The organism is Kitasatospora sp. NPDC002522, from assembly GCF_053595195.1.
In genome coordinates this window covers 1-17,067 of sequence record NZ_JBSFXE010000049.1, presented here as the reverse complement: position 1 = coordinate 17,067, position 17,067 = coordinate 1, and the positions used below count along the sequence as shown (strand labels likewise).

At 72.0% G+C, this 17,067-nt stretch carries 16 protein-coding genes; 4 read left to right on the top strand and 12 right to left on the bottom strand.

The features are described from left to right. The first annotated feature begins 48 nt into the window (after nucleotides 1-48). The gene (locus ACWD4U_RS30385) at nucleotides 49-2,466 is read left to right on the top strand and encodes a SpoIIE family protein phosphatase (protein WP_363459819.1); all 2,418 of its coding nucleotides are present in this window, start codon (nucleotides 49-51) and stop codon (nucleotides 2,464-2,466) included. A gap of 9 nt (nucleotides 2,467-2,475) precedes the next feature. Here ACWD4U_RS30385 and ACWD4U_RS30380 read toward each other — a convergent pair whose 3' ends face one another. The 9 genes from ACWD4U_RS30380 to ACWD4U_RS30340 form a co-directional block, all read right to left on the bottom strand. Beyond that, entirely contained in the window at nucleotides 2,476-3,471 is a 996-nt protein-coding gene (locus tag ACWD4U_RS30380; protein WP_363459818.1) for an aldo/keto reductase, read from the bottom strand. A 56-nt stretch (nucleotides 3,472-3,527) separates the two neighbouring features. Further along, on the bottom strand, nucleotides 3,528-4,289 hold the full coding sequence (locus tag ACWD4U_RS30375; RefSeq protein ID WP_363459817.1) for an SDR family oxidoreductase: 762 nt from the start codon (nucleotides 4,287-4,289) through the stop codon (nucleotides 3,528-3,530). Continuing rightward, the gene (locus ACWD4U_RS30370; RefSeq protein WP_363459816.1) at nucleotides 4,286-5,329 is read right to left on the bottom strand and encodes a zinc-dependent alcohol dehydrogenase; all 1,044 of its coding nucleotides are present in this window, start codon (nucleotides 5,327-5,329) and stop codon (nucleotides 4,286-4,288) included. The genes ACWD4U_RS30375 and ACWD4U_RS30370 overlap by 4 nt, the downstream gene beginning before the upstream one ends. Nucleotides 5,330-5,363: 34 nt before the next feature. Beyond that, complete coding sequence (locus tag ACWD4U_RS30365) at nucleotides 5,364-6,254, bottom strand: amidohydrolase family protein (RefSeq protein ID WP_363459815.1); 891 nt, start codon at nucleotides 6,252-6,254, stop codon at nucleotides 5,364-5,366. Beyond that, complete coding sequence (locus ACWD4U_RS30360) at nucleotides 6,251-6,595, bottom strand: L-rhamnose mutarotase (protein WP_363459814.1); 345 nt, start codon at nucleotides 6,593-6,595, stop codon at nucleotides 6,251-6,253. Before ACWD4U_RS30360 ends, ACWD4U_RS30365 begins: the two co-directional genes overlap by 4 nt. Then, nucleotides 6,592-8,580 carry a hypothetical protein gene (locus tag ACWD4U_RS30355; protein ID WP_363459813.1) on the bottom strand — a complete coding sequence of 663 codons (1,989 nt, stop codon included), beginning with the start codon at nucleotides 8,578-8,580 and terminating at the stop codon, nucleotides 6,592-6,594. The genes ACWD4U_RS30360 and ACWD4U_RS30355 overlap by 4 nt, the downstream gene beginning before the upstream one ends. 68 nt (nucleotides 8,581-8,648) lie before the next feature. Beyond that, the gene (locus ACWD4U_RS30350) at nucleotides 8,649-9,536 is read right to left on the bottom strand and encodes a carbohydrate ABC transporter permease (RefSeq protein ID WP_363459812.1); all 888 of its coding nucleotides are present in this window, start codon (nucleotides 9,534-9,536) and stop codon (nucleotides 8,649-8,651) included. Nucleotides 9,537-9,591: 55 nt separating this feature from the next. Then, nucleotides 9,592-10,506: a carbohydrate ABC transporter permease gene (locus ACWD4U_RS30345; RefSeq protein ID WP_363459811.1), complete on the bottom strand. Its 915-nt coding sequence runs from the start codon at nucleotides 10,504-10,506 to the stop codon at nucleotides 9,592-9,594. Further along, nucleotides 10,503-11,867, bottom strand: coding sequence for an ABC transporter substrate-binding protein (locus tag ACWD4U_RS30340; RefSeq protein WP_363459810.1), 1,365 nt, complete (start codon nucleotides 11,865-11,867; stop codon nucleotides 10,503-10,505). Before ACWD4U_RS30340 ends, ACWD4U_RS30345 begins: the two co-directional genes overlap by 4 nt. Nucleotides 11,868-12,234: 367 nt before the next feature. Here ACWD4U_RS30340 and ACWD4U_RS30335 point away from each other — a divergent pair, with 367 nt between their 5' ends. Further along, nucleotides 12,235-13,032 (top strand): FadR/GntR family transcriptional regulator, encoded by a 798-nt coding sequence (locus tag ACWD4U_RS30335; protein ID WP_363459809.1) that lies wholly within the window; start codon nucleotides 12,235-12,237, stop codon nucleotides 13,030-13,032. Nucleotides 13,033-13,130: 98 nt separating this feature from the next. Here the strand turns inward: ACWD4U_RS30335 and ACWD4U_RS30330 are convergent, their stop codons facing one another. Continuing rightward, complete coding sequence (locus tag ACWD4U_RS30330; RefSeq protein ID WP_363459808.1) at nucleotides 13,131-13,769, bottom strand: TetR/AcrR family transcriptional regulator; 639 nt, start codon at nucleotides 13,767-13,769, stop codon at nucleotides 13,131-13,133. 67 nt (nucleotides 13,770-13,836) lie between these two features. Between ACWD4U_RS30330 and ACWD4U_RS30325 the strand changes: the two genes are divergently transcribed. Continuing rightward, entirely contained in the window at nucleotides 13,837-14,727 is an 891-nt protein-coding gene (locus ACWD4U_RS30325; RefSeq protein WP_363459807.1) for an NmrA family NAD(P)-binding protein, read from the top strand. 67 nt (nucleotides 14,728-14,794) lie between these two features. Here ACWD4U_RS30325 and ACWD4U_RS30320 read toward each other — a convergent pair whose 3' ends face one another. After that, a complete protein-coding gene (locus tag ACWD4U_RS30320; RefSeq protein ID WP_363459805.1) occupies nucleotides 14,795-15,079 on the bottom strand; it encodes a hypothetical protein in 285 nt (94 codons plus the stop codon). Nucleotides 15,080-15,329: 250 nt separating this feature from the next. Continuing rightward, complete coding sequence (locus ACWD4U_RS30315; protein ID WP_363459804.1) at nucleotides 15,330-15,554, bottom strand: e9imm peptide; 225 nt, start codon at nucleotides 15,552-15,554, stop codon at nucleotides 15,330-15,332. Nucleotides 15,555-16,597: 1,043 nt separating this feature from the next. Here ACWD4U_RS30315 and ACWD4U_RS30310 point away from each other — a divergent pair. Next, nucleotides 16,598-17,067: endo-1,4-beta-xylanase (locus ACWD4U_RS30310; RefSeq protein ID WP_363459803.1), on the top strand; the 470-nt coding region annotated here is incomplete at its 3' end.

Genomic DNA, 17,067 nt, shown 5'->3' with positions numbered 1-17,067 from the left:
AGCCGGAATCGCGTTCCGGTGTGCCCGGCCCCGGGACGGAGGCAAGGCGTGGAGACGGCTGACAGGCGGGACGCCCCCACGGCTGTCGTCGTGGTGGACCCGGACGGCGTGGTGAGGGGCTGGAGCGACGGCGGGCGGCTGCTGTTGGGCTGGACGGCGCAGGAGACCGTCGGGCGCCCCGCGGCGGACCTGCTGGTCGATCCTCCGCCCGGATTCCCCGCGAGTCGCGACACCGGCCCGGGCCGCGTGCTCACCCTGCGCCACCGGGACGGCTCCACGGTGGACGCCGTGATGACGGTACACGCCCTGCGCGACGCCGACGGCGGGGCGCCGAGCCGCGTGGTGACCTTCCAGCGCTGGGGGCGCCGCCCGGTGATCGCCGACCGGGCCTTCGAGCAGTGCCCCTTCGCCCTGGGGGTCTACGACCCCGAACTGCGGTTCCTGTGGATCAACGCCGTCGCGGGCCGGGTGATCGCGCACACGGAGCAGCAGGTGCTCGGTGAGAGGTACCGCGAGCTGTTTCCCGAGCTCGACGGCCTGGCGTACACCAACAAGCTCGCCGAGGTCGCCAGGACGGGCCGACCCGCGCGGCTGATCACGGTCTTCCGCCCGCTCGGCAGCAACTACGCCAACGCCTGGGCCACCAGCATGTGGCCCGTCCGGGACGACGAGGGCAACGTCCGCGCGGTCGCCAACTGGGGCTTCGACATGAGCGCCGAGTACTGGGCCCGGCAGCGGCTGCTCGTCCTGGGCGAGGCCAGCAGCGGCATCGGCCAGACCCTCGACGTGGTCAGCACCGCCGAGGAACTGGCCAGGACCTCGGTGCCGGGCTTCGCCGACCTGGTCACCGTCGACCTGTTCGAGGAGGTGCTGCGCGGGGACGAACCGCCGCTGTCCGCGGCGTTCACGGTCGACGGGACCGTCGCGCTCAGACGGGTCGGCCGGCACGGCGGGAACGGGGACGCGGACGGGCGTCCCGAGTCCGCGCCGACGGTCCACTACTCCCCGCACTCCCTCGCGGTCCGCTGCATGGCCGCCGGCCGGTCGACGGTGCAGCTCGCCTCCGAACCCGGCCCGGGCGGCGAATGGGGCTTCGGCCCCGGGCTCGCCGCCGACCCGGCCCACTGGCCGCCGGGCAACCCGGTGATCGACGGGACCATCGCCGCGAAGGGGCTGACCGGCCGGATCACCGTGCCGCTCAGGGCGCGCGGCGCGCTGCTCGGCGTCGTCGCCTTCGCCCGCAACGACCGGCCGGAGAGCTTCACCGCCGACGACCTGATCCTCGCCGAGGAGCTGACCGCCAAGGCGGCCGTGGCCATCGACAACGCCCGCCGGTACACCCGCGAGCACACCACCGCGCTGACCCTCCAGCGCAGCCTGCTGCCGCAGGGGCTGCCCAGCCAGGAGGCGATCGAGGTGGCCTGCGGCTACCTGCCCGCCGGAGCCGGCGCGGGAGTCGGCGGCGACTGGTTCGACGTCATTCCGCTGTCCGGCGCCCGGGTCGCCCTGGTCGTCGGCGACGTCGTCGGGCACGGCCTGCACGCCTCGGCCAGCATGGGCCGGCTGCGCACGGCGGTCCGCACGCTGGCCGACGTGGACCTGCCGCCGGACGAGCTGCTGACCCACCTGGACGACCTGGTCATGCACCTCCGCAGCGGCTTCCAGTCCGACGCCGTCTTCGACTCGACCGGCGAGTCCGGCGCGACCTGCCTGTACGCCGTCTACGACCTGGTCTCCCGCCGCTGCTCGCTGGCGAGCGCCGGCCACCCGCTGCCGCTGGTCATCGCACCGGACGGCACCAGGACCCCGGTGGCCGCCCGGCCGGGACCGCCGCTCGGCATCGGCGGACTGCCGTTCGAGGCGGCCGAGTTCGAACTGCCCGAAGGCAGCCTGATCGCCCTGTACACCGACGGGCTGGTGGAGAGCCGCGCGCGCGACTCCGACGAGGGGACCGCCGAACTGCTGCGCGTCCTGAACGAGCCGGCCGGCTCGCTGCAGGCCCTCTGCGACGCGGCGATGACCGCCGTGCTCCCCGACCAGCGCACGGACGACGCCGCCCTGCTGCTCGCGCGGACCCACGCGCTCCCGCCCGACCACGTCGCCGTCCTGGACGTCGAGCCGGACTTCGCGCAGGTGCCGCACGCAAGGCAGTTCGCCGTCGACCGGCTGGAGGCCTGGGGCATGGCGGAGGCGGCGTTCGTCACCGAACTGGTCGTCAGCGAGCTGGTCACCAACGCCATCAAGTACGGCGAGCCGCCGATCAGGCTGCGGCTGATCCGCGACTCCTCGCTGGTCTGCGAGGTCGCCGACGCCAGCGAGACCACCCCGCACCTGCGCCGCGCGCGCACCTTCGACGAGGGCGGCCGGGGACTGATGCTCGTCGCCCAGCTCACCCAGGGCTGGGGCACCCGGCACACCACCCACGGCAAGACCATCTGGTGCGCCCAGACGATCAGCCTGCCGTGACGCCCGGGCTCACCCGGCGGCCGGCCCGCGCGGCACGTCCGGCCTGATCAGCCCCGCGGCGCGCAGGTCGTCCCAGAGGGATTCGGGCACGGCGCTCCGGTACAGCTCCGCGTTGCGTGCCACCTGCTCGGGGCTGCGCATGCCGAGGGTGACGTTGACGACCGCGGGGTGGGTGTACGGGAAGGCGATGGCGGCGGCGGGCAGGGTGGTGCCGTGCGCCTCGCAGACCTCGGCGATCGCCAGGGCCCGCGCGACCAGCTCCGGCGGGGCGTCCCGGTAGTCGTACTTCATCCCGGCGGCGGGCCGGTCGCGGGAGAGCAGGCCCGAGTTGAAGACGCCGACCGCGACGACGCCCTTGCCGTGCTCCTGCGCGGCGGGCAGCACGTCGTCCAGCGCCGACTGGTCCAGCAGCGTGTAGCGGCCGGCCAGCATCACCACGTCGGCGGCGGTCTCGCGCAGGAAGCGGGCGAGCATCGCCGACTGGTTCATGCCGGCGCCGATCGCGCCGATCACGCCTTGGTCGCGCAGCTCCGCGAGCGCGGGCACCGCCTCCTCGGCGGCCGGCTGCCAGTGGTCGTCGGGGTCGTGGACGTAGACGACGTCGAGGCGGTCCAGGCCGGTGCGGGCGAGCGAGTCCTCGATCGACCGCAGGACGCCGTCGCGGCTGAAGTCCCAGCGGCGGCACAGGTCGTCGGGGACGGCGAAGCCCTCGTCGTCGGTGCCGGTGGGCCGGGGGTTGGGCACCAGCAGGCGGCCGACCTTCGAGGACAGGACGTAGGAGTCCCGGGGCCGGTCGCGCAGGGCCTGTCCGAGGCGCTCCTCGGACAGGCCGAGGCCGTAGTGGGGCGCGGTGTCGAAGTAACGGACACCGGCGTCCCAGGCCGCGTCGACGGCGGCGATCGCCTCCTCGGCCGGGGTGGCCTTGTACAGGTTGCCGATGACGGCGGCGCCGAAGCCGAGCCCGGTGAGGGCGACGGGCGTGCCGGGGATCTCGCGTTGCTGCAAGGGGTGCTCCTGGGTCAGCGTTGGCGGGGAGGCGTCGCGGCCGGGTGCGGGGCCGCTCAGCGGCCGAGCCACCCGCCGTCGACGGGCAGGACGACGCCGTGGACGTAGGCGGCGGCGTCCGAGGCGAGGAACACCGTGGCACCCGCCAGGTCGTCGGCGCCGCCCCAGCGGCCGGCCGGGATGCGCTCCAGGATCGCCCTGCTGCGCGCGGGGTCGTCCTGCAGGGCCTGGGTGTTGTCGGTGGCGATGTAGCCGGGAGCGATGGCGTTGACGTTCACCCCGTGCGGCGCCCACTCGTTGGCCAGCGCCTTGGTCAGGCCGGCGACGCCGTGCTTGGCGGCGGTGTAGCCGGGGACGGTGATCCCGCCCTGGAAGCTGAGCAGCGAGGCGGTGAAGACGATCTTCCCCTGCCCGCGGGCGACCATCGCCGCGCCCACCGCACGGGTCAGCGCGAACTGCGCGGTGAGGTTGACCTGGAGGACCAGGTCCCAGTCGGCGTCGGTGTGTTCGGCGGCCGGGGCGCGGCGGATGGTGCCCGCGTTGTTGACCAGGATGTCCACCGGGCGCGCGCGTCCGGCGAGGTCGGCGCCCAGCGCCCGGACGGCCTCGGGGTCGGCGAAGTCGGTCCGGATCGCCTCGAAGGTGCGGCCCGCGGCGAGCACGTCCTTCTCGACGTCGCTGCCGGTCTCCTCCAGGTTGGCGCTGACGCCGATGACGTCCGCGCCGGCCTCGGCGAGGGCGCGGGCCATGGCCCGGCCGATGCCGCGCCGGGCCCCGGTGACGACGGCCAGCCGGCCGGTGAGGTCGAACGCGCTCATGCGGAGGCTCCCTGGGTGTCGTCGGTGCAGTCCACGAGGATCTTCATCACGTCGCCGCCGCCCTCCAGGGCCTCGAACGCGGCGGGCGCCTGCCGCAGCGGGACGACCTTGCTGATCAGCCGCTCGGCCGGAACGGTGCCGTCCGCCACCAGCTCCACCGCCCGCTCGAAGTCGCCGCGGTCGTACAACCGGGCGCCCACCAGGGTCAGTTCGCGCCAGAAGAAGCGGTGCAGGTTCACCTCGCGGGGGCGCGGGTGGATGGCGACCAGGCACAGCCGCCCGCGGACGCCCAGCACCTCCACGGCGGTGTCCACGCCGCCGGCCGCGCCGGAGACCTCGAAGGCGACATCCGCGCCGGCCTCCGCCGTCCACTCCTGCACCAGGGCCGGGACGTCGTCGTCGGCCGGGTTCCACGCCGCCAGCCCCAACTCCTCGGCGAGCAGCCGCCGGTGGGCGCTCAGCTCGACCACCCGCACGTCCGCGCCCGCGGCCCGGGCGACCAGCGCGATCAGGACGCCGACCGGGCCGCCGCCGACCACCACGACCTTCTCGCCGGGCTGCACGGCGGCGCGGCCCACGTCGTGCACGGCGACGGCGGTCGGCTCGACGAGCGCGGCCCGGTCCAGCGGGAGCGACTGCGGCAGGGCGATCAGCGTCGAGGCGGGCACCGTCCAGCGCTGCTGCATCGCGCCGGGGGAGTCGATGCCGATGAAGTCCAGGTGCTGGCAGACGTGTCGGTGGCCGGCCCGGCAGGCCGGGCAGGTGTCGTCCCAGCGCAGCGGCATCACGGTGACCGCGTCGCCGGGCTGCCAGCCCTCGACGCCGGGGCCGACCCGGACGATCCGGCCGGACATCTCGTGTCCGAGGACGGCCGGCGCGGCGACCCGGGCGTCCATGTCGCCGTGGAAGATGTGCAGGTCGGTGCCGCAGATGCCGACGAAGGCGGGGGCCAGCTCCACCTCGCCCGGACCGGGCTCGGGAGCGTCGACCGCCGCGGTGTCCAGCGTGCGGGCGGCCGTGTAACGGACGGCGAGAGTCATCGGGTTCAGGGTCCTTCGGTGGTGGGTGGGACGGTCAGATACCGGGTGCGGCGGGCTGGAGCCGGTAGAAGGCGGTCGCGGTGCCGGCGAGCACCGCGTGGACCTCGGTGGCGGAGAGCCCGTCGAGCAGCTCGTCCACGGCGGCGGCCCAGCGGTTCCAGCCGCCCGCGAGGACGGCGACCGGCCAGTCGGAGCCGAACATCAGGCGGTCGGGACCGAAGGCGGACAGCAGGACGTCCCACACCGGCCGGAGGTCGGCGACGGTCCACCGCTGGTGGTCCGCCTCGGTGATCAGCCCCGACACCTTGCAGACCACCTGCGGGTGCCGGGCCAGCAGGTGCAACTGGCGCTCCCACTCGGCGAGTTCACCGGTGGCGACGGCCGGCTTGCCGGCGTGGTCGAGCACCTGGGGCAGGTCCGGGAACCGCGCGGCCAGGCGGATCGCCTGGCCGAGCTGGTGGTCGCGGACCAGCACGTCGTAGCCGAGCCCGCGGGCCTGGAGCGCCGTCAGGCCGCGTTCGACCTCGGGCCGTTGCAGCCACGCCGGGTCCTCCTCGCCCTGCACCAGGTGGCGCAGGGAGCGCAGGTACCCGCCGCCCGGCCCGGCGAGCAGCGCGTCGAGCTGCTCGCCGACGGCCGGGGAGGTGAGGTCCGCCCAGCCGACCACTGCGGCGATCAGCGGCTCCCGCTCCGCCAGGGCGAGCAGGTCCGCCGTCTCGGGCACGTCCGGGATGCACTGCACGGCGACCGTGCGGTGCAGCCGCCGGCCCGCGATCGGCCGGGTGGCGGCCGTGCGCAGGTCGTCGGGCGTGAAGGTCCGGCGGATCGATGCCAGGGCGGGCTCGTCGAGCCAGGACTGCGGACGCTGTTCGAGGTCCCACAGGTGGTGGTGGGCGTCGACGAGCGGGGCGGTGTCGGGGGTCACGGGCGGTCCGGTTCCGGCGGGGTGAGGTGCCAGATCTCCGGGAGCTCCGTCCACTGGCGGGAGTCGCCGCGGTCGGGCCACGGCTCCTGGCAGGGATCGGTGAGCTTCCACCACTCCTGGGTCACCGGGTCGGCCTCCAGGACGGCCATGTCCGCCTCGAAGTCGTCGCCGTGGTACTCGAAGTAGGAGAACAGCGCCTCGCCGTGCAGGAAGATGCTGAAGTTGCGGATGTTGGCCCGGTGCAGGGCGGCCTCGACGCCGGGCCAGACCGCGGAGTGGAGTTCGAGGTACTCCTCGCGGTGCTCGGGCCGGAGCCTGATGGTCTGGGCGATGCGCTTCACGCGGTCACTCCCTCGGTCGCGTCGAACGGCGAGCGGTAGCTGGGCCGGTCGGCGCGCAGGCGCAGACGCAGCGTCAGCTCGACCCGGCTGGAGGCGGGCAGACGGACCGTCAGGAAGGCGCCGTCGAAGGCGAGCTCCGCCTCGGTGACCACGGGCTGGGTGTGGCCGTAGTCGTACATGTCCCCGATCCAGCCGTCGTCCGTGCAGGTCGTGTACGTCACGCCGGTGATGCGGTGCTCGGCGAAGGCGCCGGCCTGGACGATCACCGTGCGCGCGGATTCGGGGGAGAGGTTGACCAGCTCGACGGTGGTCGCCTCCGGGTCGATCGAGGTGACCAGCGCGGCGACCTCCGGCGGCAGGCCCGCCCGGCGCGCCTCGGCGTCGTGGTACCGCAGTCGGGCCTGCTGCAGGCCGCCGTTGTACAGCACCTGCGGGCCGCCCCAGGTCAGTTGGACGAGGGCCTCGGTGGCGACCGGGTTGCACTGCTGCCAGACGTGGATGTCGGCCTCGGGCACGTCCAGGTCCTTGTAACGCTCGACGCGCCGCAGGCGGTGGCGGATCTGGGCCTGCGCGGTGGCGAGGATCCGCTCCGGGTAGCCGGGGTCGTCGCCGGTCAGGAAGGCGAACCAGGCCTTCTCGTGCGCGGACTCCTCCTTGGCGCGGAACGGCCGCAGGGTGCGCCAGTCGATCCCGTCGGCCTCGCGCAGCCGCTCCAGGCGGGCGCGGTCCGCGTCGGCCGCCGTGTGGTGCCACAGCGCCACCGGGACGGGCGGGGTGGCCGGGTTGTAGTCGAACCAGCCCGAGTCCTTGTACCGGAAGGGCAGGTGGATGGTGGGGGTGGACTCGTCCCCGGCGAGTTCGACCGCCCACTTGCAGGGCAGGCTGGAGTCTGCCTCGGTGTGCGGCATCACCTTGGCCTGGTCGATCATGGCGTCCAGCGTGGTGGCGACCATCGACAGGTAGTCGTCCTCGCCGGTGACGGTGGCCGCCGCGAGCGCCGCGACGGTCGCCGCGTGGCCCACGCTGTGCCAGCCGTGCGGCCAGGACCAGCCGTAGTGCCCGCCGTACCAGCGGCCCTCGTGCAGACCGCCGACCACCCCGTCCGGGCTGACGTTGTCCGGGAGCACACCGCCGTTCGCCTCGGTGCGCTCCCGCCAGGCGCCGACGTAGTCCACGATCCAGTCGCGGTAGCGCTCCTCGTGGGTCAGGATCCAGGCGTTCAGGACCAGCCCGGCCGCGGCCAGGTTGACCGCGGTGTCGCCGACGCCCATCCGCTCGCGCATCTGCGCGCCCAGCCGCGGGTCCGCGTCGAGCGGGAACGAGCCGCCCTGGGCCTCCGGTATCCACTCCAGCGGATAGCCGTAGGTGTCGGCCTCCTTCTGCAGCCACGGGTAGACGTCACCGTCGGACACGCCCGTGCGGTCCGGGTCGCTGCCGTTGTGCGGCCGGGTGATGATCCGGTGCTCCGGGTCGTAGTTGCCGTGGGCCGGGTCGACGTACAGCTCGGCGAAGCGCAGGGCGCGCTCGGACCAGCGGTCGGGGGCGGCCATGCACAGGAAGTACAGCAGCAGCAGGCTCTCGCCCTGGTGGAACCAGTCGTAGCCGCGCTCGTACTCGTCCTTCAGCATGTCGAGCTCGGTGAGCTGCCGGGTCACGCCCTCCCAGTGCTGCTCACTGGCGGCCAGCAGTTCCTCGGAGCCGCCCAGCAGGTACAGCTGCGGCCAGTTGAAGAACACCTCGTAGAAGTCGTCCACGCCGTCACGGGTGGTCAGCTCGCCGGTGTAGTTCAGCCGTCCGTCCGGGCCGGTGAACGCCTCGGCGAAGCGCCGCCACGCGTGGTCGAGCAGGTCGAACAGGGACCGCTGCGCCACGGCCCAGCCGGGCGGTTCGAGCAGCGGCACGCCGGCCTCGAGGTCGACTGGCGGGAGCGGGTCGCCGGGGTGGGCGTCCTCGTCCGCGGGGCGGGCGGCAGGGCTGGAGGGCATGGTTGATCTCCGTTCGGGTGGGCGGCGGGACGGCGCACGCCGGGTACGGCGGCCGGGCGGTGGGGCCGCTACTCCTTGGTGGCGCCGGCGAGCATCCCGCTGACCAGGAAGCGCTGGGCGAAGAGGAAGACGATCAGGACCGGCGTGATGGCCAGCAGCGTCGCCAGGGCGAGCTGCGGGCGCTCGATCGCGAGCGAGCCGACGGCCGGGTTGAAGGACGGCACGTTGCTGAGCAGGGTGCCGACGCCGACCTGGATGGGCATCTGGTCGCTCTCGGGGAGCATGACGTACGGCAGGAAGTAGTTGGTCCAGTTGGCGACGAAGCTGAAGAAGCCCACCAGCGCGATGACCGGCGTCGCCAGCGGCAGCGCGATGTGCCAGAAGACGCGGAACTCCGAGCAGCCGTCGATCCGGGCCGCCGCCAGCAGGTCCTTCGGCACGGCGGTGGTGAAGTAGATGTACGTCAGGTACACGCCGAAGGGGTAGAACGCGTACGGCAGGATGATCGACCACATGGTGCCGATCAGGCGCACCGCGTTGAGCTCCAGGAACAGCGGCACCACCAGGGTGGCGTTCGGCATGAGCATCACGACCAGGGTGGCGATCAGCAGGGTGCGCCGGCCGCGGAACTCGGTCATGGCCAGGGCGTAGCCCGCGGGAATGGCGACCACGAGGGTGATGGCCAGTGAGATCACCGAGTAGAGCGCGGAGTTGCGCAGCCACAGCATGACGGCGTCGTCCTGGAACGACGTGAGCGCGTGCCAGTTGTCCCCGAGCGCCCGGAACGAGCCGAACGACAGCGGGTTGCCGTGCACCAGCTGCTGGTCGGTCTTGGTCGCGGCGAGCAGGAGCCACAGCACCGGCAGCACGAAGAAGACCAGGAACGCGGCCAGGGCGACTCCGACCAGCAGCCGGGAGGTCAGGCGTCGTACGGGACGGCGGGCGGATCGGTTCATGGTGGGGGCTTCCCGTTCCGGGTCCGCCGTGGTGGCGACCCGACGTTCAGGTGTCCTAGTCGGCATCGAAGAACCCCGACCGTGCGACGAAGACGGCGGCGGCCGACACGCTGACGACCAGGAGCTCGACCGAGACCGCGGCGGCGCCGTTGATGTTGTTCATCTGGAAGGCGAAGTCGTACGTCAACTGGTTGAGCGAGTAGTCGCGTCCGGCCACGCCGACGCTGGCCTGGGAGAGCAGCTGCGGCTCGACGAACAGCTGGGCGCCGCCCGCGAAGGCCAGGATCACCATGTAGACGATCCACTTGCGGAGCATCGGGATCTGCACGTGCCAGGCGGTCTGCCAGGGGCCCGCTCCGTCGATGCGCGCGGCCTCCACCACGTCCATGGGGATGTTGTTGAGGGCGCCGTACATGACGACGATCCACCCGCCCGCACCGGTCCAGAACGCGATGATCGTGAACAGGACGGGCAGGTTGCCCGGTGCGATCACCTCGCCGAAGGTGTGGAAGCCCAGCATGCTCAGCAGCGAGTTGACCGGGCTGACCGTCGGGTCGAGCATGAACAGCCACACCAGCACGCTCGCGGCGCCGGCCAGCGCTCCCGGGATGTAGAAGAGGAAGCGCAGCGCCTTGCTGACGGTGCCCGAGGCCAGGCGGTGCAGCAGCAGCGCCAGGGCCACCACGAACACCACCAGGGACAGCAGCCAGCAGGCGAGGTAGAGGGCGACGTGGCCCACGCCGTCCAGGAACCGGAAGTCCTTGGCCGTGGTCACGAAGTTGGCGAAGCCGGTGAACGCGCCCCCGGCGTCGGTGAAGGCGAAGTAGACCGCGTACGCGGTCGGCAGGACGCCGAAGGCCACCAGCAGGATCACGTAGGCGGCGACGAAGGCCGTGCCGGCCCAGCCCTGCGGGGCGGCGCCGCGGGGGCGCCGACCGGCAGAGGTGGCCCTTGAGGGGGTGAGCGTCACGAGGAGACCTTGTATCCGTCCGACTCGGCGTACTTGACGATGGCTTCCTGCCAGGCCGGAAGCATCGAGACGATGGTCTTGCCCTGGGTCATGCCGGGCTTGACGGTGGCGGCCCAGATCGCCTCCTGGCTGTACTGTCCCGAGCCCCAGCCGTTCCAGACCTGGGAGGAGGCGGTCTTCAGGGCGCTCAGGTCGCTGGCGAAGTAGCCGGAGGCGTCCTGCCCCTTCAGCCACGCCTCGGCCGACGGCGCGTGCGCGGGGAAGCCGGGGGCCTTCTCGCCCTGGTAGGCGGTGTCGGTGGTGACCCAGGTCAGGAAGTCGGTGGCGGCCTTGAGGTGCTCGGAGTGCTGCGACAGCAGCCAGGTGCCGCCGCCGACGTTGCCGGTGGACGGCGAGGAGTCGCCCTTCCACTGCGGGAGCGGTGCCGCGCCGATCGTCTTGGCCGGGGTCTTGAGGGTGTCCTTGAACACCGCGCCGCCGTACCACGCCGGGCCGGGCATCAGCAGGACCTTGTCGGCCTGGTTCTTGGCGAAGTCGGTGCTGAAGACGCCGCTGATCGACATCGACTTGTCGGTGATCAGGGTGTCCATGAGCTTGGCCATCTTGGTGCAGGCCTCGCCGGAGGTGTTCACCGAGACGGCCTTGGGGCCGGTGATGTGGTTGGCGCCGCACTTGCTCGCCCACAGGTAGATCTCGGGGGTGTAGGAGTCGCCCGCGTCGCCCACCAGGTAGCCCGGGTGCTCCGCGGCCACCTTCTCGCCGAGCGCCTGGTACTCCTCCCAGGTGGTCGGCAGCTGGTAGCCGAACTGCTTCATCAGCGGCGCGTTGTACCAGAGCACCGCCTGGGACAGGTCGTTGCGCAGGCAGTACACCGTGCCGTCGACCGTGCAGGGGTTGTTGGCGCCCTCGGCGAACTTGCCCAGCGTGTCGGCCGGGACCAGGCCCTTGTTGAGCGGAGCGGCGAAGCCCGCGTCGACGGCCCAGGACGCCTCGTTGTTCTGCGAGCTGAAGACGACGTCCGGCCAGCCCTTGCCGGTCCGGTTGAACAGCTGGACCTTGGTCTGCAGGTAGTTCGAGCCGTTGGCGTCGCCGTCGTAGCTGACGATGTCCAGCTTCACCTCCGGGTGCAGCTGCTGGTACAGCTTCGCGGCGTCCATCCGGGTGGCGTCCACCCAGACGGTCAGCGCACCGTCCTTCTGCGGCGCCTGGGCGAAGCCGTCCTTCGCCGTCGTGCCGGTGCCACCGCCGCTGCTACAGGCGGTGAGGGTCAGCGCCGCGGCGGCCGCGCAGCAGGCGAGCAGCGCGGCGCGCCGCTTGCCGGACGTTCTCTCCCGGCCGGACGAAGGGTTCTTGACGGTCATTGCGACCTCCACTTTCACAGGGCGCCCCGAGCAGGCGGGCAGGTGGCGCGAATTAGGGGCGACTCAGGGTCGTAACCGGTCGGATGCCTGAAGCATGTACGGCCGTCCCGTTCCGTTGCGAAGAAATTAGCCGCCCTATCGAGGGGTGCGTCAAGGGTTTGGACAGGCCTCTTACTAACGACTTGTGCTCGACGACATGGCGGAGCTGGCCCATATGCCGCGGTTGACATAGTTTGACCGCGCGGAGGGCTCGCCTCCCTGGGGAACTGTGACCGCAGGATGAGTACTACTCATCGATGATTGAGATACGATGTGCGTCGTTCCGCAGCGATCAGCCGCCAGCCGCGTCAGCCAGGAGGCAGGACACATGAACGACACGCCCGCGACCCAGGCAGCCCTGCCGACGCAGGCTGCTCCCACCGCTGCGGCGGCGGCGACCGACGTGGGCGCGCAGCGTGACTATCGGCCAGGGTACGAGATCGTCGCGGAGCGGATCCTGGAGTTCATCGCCGAGGCCAGGCTGGTGGCGGGCGATCGGCTGCCCACCGAGAACGACCTGGCCCAGCAGCTGAACACCAGCAGGGCGGTGGTGCGGGAGGCCGTGAAGATCCTCTCGGCGCTCGGCCGGGTCCGGGCGCACAAGGGGCGCGGTCTGTTCGTCGCGGACGACGAGGGCATGCTCATCACCAGCCGCTGGGGCGGGTTCTTCCGTCCCGTCGACCTCGACCACGTGCTGATGCTGTTCGAGTTCCGCAGGGTCCAGGAGGTGGCCGCGAGCAAGCTGGCCGCCACCCGCGCCACCCCCGCCGAGCTGCGGACCATCGAACTCGCCGCGCAGCAGTGCCGGCACGGCTTCACCCAGGGCCAGGTCGACGTCTTCAACACCGCCGACGAGGACTTCCACGCCGCCGTGGCCGCCGCCTCGCACAACACCTTCCTGGTCAGCGCCGTGCGGGACGCGCGCCGACTGCAGCGCCAGTCAAGCTCGATCGGGATCCACGACTCGCTCGGCGAAGGCACCAAGTTCGCGGTCGAGGAGCACGAGGCGATCTACCGCGCCATCCGCGACGGCCGCCCCGACGAGGCGGCCGAGGCCACGGGCATCCACCTCGACCGGACACTCGAGGACTACCGCCGGGAGATCCAGCGCCGGCTCTTCGGCTAGGCGGACGTCCCCGCCGTCGAGGCCTGTGGTGGGTGCTCGCGGTGGGGATGCCGGCGCCGGACGTGTCGCCCTGGGGGCAACCGGCAGAGCCGCTGCGGCTAGGACGCCGGTGCGCCCGGGACGAGTCCTCGGATGCTCGCGGCGATCCGGTCGAGCTCGACGTCGGAGGCGAGGGTGGCCTCGTCGGGGCGCTCGGCGATCGGCTCCCGCACGCCGAGCAGGGCCTGCACCAGTTCGGGGTAGACCGTCCGACCGACGAGGATCTCGGCCACCTCCCGCGCCTCCTCCTGCGTCAGGCCCCAGGTCCGGCGGACGTACGCGCCGATCCGCGCCATCGGGGCCTCGAAAACCGCCTCGTAGTAGCCGGACGCGATCTCGGGCACCCACTCGGCCTCCGCGATCCCCATCCGCAGCGTGCGCAGGGACGAGGACCACAGCAGCAGTTGCAGGAGCCGCCCGCAGTAGCGCACGAGGGCGTCGGCCGGATCGGCCCGCTCCGCGGTGACGTAGTCCTCCGGCGAGCCCAGGCGCTCGAGGTAGAGCTCGCGCACCAGGGAGACCACCCCGGAGAAGAGGGCGGCCTTGCTGGGGAAGTGGGCGTAGAGCGAGCGCTTGGAGGTCTCGGCCCGCTGGGCGACGACGTCCATCGAGGTGCGCTCGAAGCCGGCCTCGAGGAACACGTCCTTCGCGGTCCACAGGATGTGTTCGCGGAGCTTCTCGCCTCGTCGCGCTGGCATGCTGGCCTCTTCCACAAGTAAACGGTACGGTCGAGTCTACATATTGGGTTCGCCCCGGAGGACACTCATGATTGTCGTCACCGCACCCACCGCCAAGATCGGCCGCCACGTCGTCGAGCAGCTCCTCGACGCCGGAGAGCCGGTCCGGGTCATCGTCCGCGACCCTCGGCGACTGTCTCCCACCGTCCGCGACCGTGTCGAGATCGTGCAGGGCTCCCACCGCGACGCCGCGGTGGTCGACAAGGCCTTCGCCCGTGCCGACGCGGTGTTCTGGCTGATGCCCAGCGACCACCGTGCCCCCGACGTGATGACCTCCTACGTCGAGTACAGCAGGCCGGGCGTCGAGGCCGTCGCCGCGCACGGCGTCCGCCACGTCGTCGGGGTCTCGGCGCTCGGCCGCGGAACCGCCGTCGCCGACCGGGCGGGCCACGTCACCGCCTCGCTGGCCATGGACGACCTGTTCGCCACCGTCACGAACTACCGCTCACTCGCCAATCCGACCTTCATGGACAACACGCTGCGCGACCTCCGCACCATCCTGGACGACGGCGTGATCTCCGGGCCCCTCGCCCCCGACCACAAGCTGCCCCTGGTGGCCACCCGCGACATCGGCGGCACCGCCGCCCGCCTGCTGCTCGACCGCACCTGGGCCGGGTTCGCCGAGATCCCGGTGCTCGGCCCGAAGGACCTGTCGGGCAACGACATGGCCGCCGTCATCACCGACGTGCTCGGCATACCGGTGCGCTACGTCCAGGTCGAGGCCGCGTCGCTGGAGGCGGCCATGCTCTCCTTCGGCGCGTCACCCGGCATGGCCCGGGCGATCGCCGACATGGCAACCGCCAAGACCGACGGCCTCGACGAGGGCGTACTCCGCACCACCGAGAACAGCACGCCGACCACCTTCCGCCAGTGGTGCGAGGAGGTCCTGCGACCCGCCGCCGACGCCGCCCGCCACTGACCGCACCGCAGGAGGCCTTTCACGGCTCTGACCGCAGTTCCGTGAAGGGCCCGCTGCGGAGAGGTCGCTACCCGGCAGCCACGACCTGGCCGGCCGTGACCTGGGGAGGATGGGGGAGCAGTGACGCGAGGTTGTCCCGCACGAACTCCGCAGCCTTCTGGACCGATTCTTCCGCCCCGGCTTGGTCTTCGAAGACGCTGGTGGAGATCATCACTCCGTCCCCGGCGTCAATCCAGTAGTAGGCCACGAATCCGGGAACCTCGCGAAGGAGGGGCACGAATCCCTCGGCCACGCGGCGTCCTGCCTCCGCGGGATCGGTCACCCCTTGGTACCGCCGCACTGCTGCGTACACGCTGGTCTCCTCATCGGTCCCGGGTCATCTCGTGCGGGACGACATTCCCCGCACCGGTTGTCTCTCGCTCACGAGCCACCCGGAAGGCACCCGGATAGCTGCACGGGAGCCACGGCCGGCTCCGGGCCCGGGACGAAGCGAGGCTTCACGGAGTTGCGGTCAGAGCCGCTCTCACCGACCGAAGACCAATGACCTGGTCACGTGTCCGAGGCGCGTCGCCAGCTGAAGAACGCCCGAGCAGTTGTCGTTCTCACGGCGCGAACGGTCGGTGGGCGAGGGCCAGTTCGACCACCTCGGCCGCTGTCGGCTCCGGCTGGTCGGGCGGGTAGATCGAGAAGATCAAGTCGCTGACATAGCCACTCGGGCAGCCGAGGCCCCTGTCCAGCGCCTCCAGCGTGCGGTCGATCTCGGCGTCGTTGTAGCAGTCCCCGTCCATGATCTTCTGCACCATCGCAACGGCGGACTCACGTGTCATCACTGCTTCAGCCACCCCCTCCAGGAGGAGAGCCTAGCGAGTGTGGTGATCGACCGGACGGACCCCGGGGTCGGTAACGGGGGTTGGGCGAGCCACGCGTGCGCGCGCCGGCAGAACGCGGCCGGGGCGCGGTGCGTGGTGGCGCACCCACGTGGGCCGCATCTGCGGAGTCGCCGCCAACCGGCCCGAGGGGCCTGGCGGCACCCGGACAGCAGGGTCCGGTGGATGCAGTACGCCGCAACCTCCGCCTGGGCGCAGCCGGTCCGTCGCCGAGCGCGTGATGGACCCCGCCCCGCAGCCGCCGCCGGCACCGTTTCGTCGACGGGCTCGAGGTGCCGGTGCGGGTGCGGCGCGGCCCCCTCAGCCGGCCCGGCGTCGCTGCGGCTGCCACCGCCTCGGTCTCCGTCGCGGCTCGACTGTAAGTTTCGCGGCCGCCGAGCACTCCGCGAGGAGCCTCCGGACCCTAGGTGCCACCGCGCAGTCGGCCGCGACGGGGCACCCACCGACCGACGGCCGGAAGCGCGACCGTGCAGGTCGGAGGCATCTCGTGACGATCCGTCAGGATACCGGCGGCAGTGGCGGGTACGGCGCCGGCGTTCGCAGGTCTGCGTTCGCCGCCACCAGTCGCGCCCCCGCTTCCGCCACCTGACCGAAGGTCATCGCCACGGGCCTGCGGATCGCTGCTACAACGGGTATCGGCCGCCTCGAGCCCCCGGCCGAGCGGGTTCCCGTGCTCGTGCACCCCCGTGGGTACCTGATGCAGGGTCGAAATCGGTTCCCCGGGTCCGCCGCTGCACCAGGTATTGACAGCGCGCATCGCCTGATGGAGATTTCACATGGACATGTCAGGTCGCGTCCATCGAAAACTGTTAGCGCTCACATGTGGCACGGATGCCAGGCCGATTCCCCCATCGGCCGGACCCGCGGGGGCGTGAGCGGCGCGAAGGAACGTCCTGCCCGAGCGCGCTCGGGCAACCCCCAGGACGAGGCGCCGGTCCCGTCCGGTGTGCACGCATTCCCCCACCCAAGGAGAACGATCCGTCATGTCAAGGAACAGGAAGCCCCGACTCCGCAAGGTCCTGGCGGCGGCCGCGTGCCTGGTCGTCAGTTCGGTGACGGCCGTCGCCGCGAGCCCCGCGGTGCATGCCGCCGGAGCGACCACGCTGGGTGCGGCAGCGGCCGGCAGCGGCCGCTACTTCGGTACGGCGGTGGCCGCCGGCCGGCTCGGCGACGCGACGTACGCCGGGATCGCGGACCGGGAGTTCAACATGATCACCCCGGAGAACGAGATGAAGTGGGACACCGTCGAGCCGTCCCGCGGCAACTTCAACTTCGGGCCCGGCGACCAGATCGTCAACCACGCCGCCGCGCACGGCCAGAAGATGCGCGGCCACACCCTGGTGTGGCACTCGCAGCTCCCGTCCTGGGTCAGCTCCATCGGCGACGCGAACACGCTGCGCAGTGTGATGAACAATCACATCACCCAGGAGATGACCCACTACAAGGGCAAGAT

Bases quoted from the DNA above. Each gene is read 5' to 3' on its own strand.
- ACWD4U_RS30325 (WP_363459807.1), top strand. From the start codon at position 13,837: ATGATTGTCGTCACCGCACCCACCGCCAAGATCGGCCGCCACGTCGTC.
- ACWD4U_RS30375 (WP_363459817.1), bottom strand. From the start codon at position 4,289: ATGAGCGCGTTCGACCTCACCGGCCGGCTGGCCGTCGTCACCGGGGCC.
- ACWD4U_RS30340 (WP_363459810.1), bottom strand. From the start codon at position 11,867: ATGACCGTCAAGAACCCTTCGTCCGGCCGGGAGAGAACGTCCGGCAAG.
- ACWD4U_RS30335 (WP_363459809.1), top strand. From the start codon at position 12,235: ATGAACGACACGCCCGCGACCCAGGCAGCCCTGCCGACGCAGGCTGCT.
- ACWD4U_RS30315 (WP_363459804.1), bottom strand. From the start codon at position 15,554: ATGACACGTGAGTCCGCCGTTGCGATGGTGCAGAAGATCATGGACGGG.
- ACWD4U_RS30355 (WP_363459813.1), bottom strand. From the start codon at position 8,580: ATGCCCTCCAGCCCTGCCGCCCGCCCCGCGGACGAGGACGCCCACCCC.
- ACWD4U_RS30350 (WP_363459812.1), bottom strand. From the start codon at position 9,536: ATGAACCGATCCGCCCGCCGTCCCGTACGACGCCTGACCTCCCGGCTG.
- ACWD4U_RS30330 (WP_363459808.1), bottom strand. From the start codon at position 13,769: ATGCCAGCGCGACGAGGCGAGAAGCTCCGCGAACACATCCTGTGGACC.
- ACWD4U_RS30370 (WP_363459816.1), bottom strand. From the start codon at position 5,329: ATGACTCTCGCCGTCCGTTACACGGCCGCCCGCACGCTGGACACCGCG.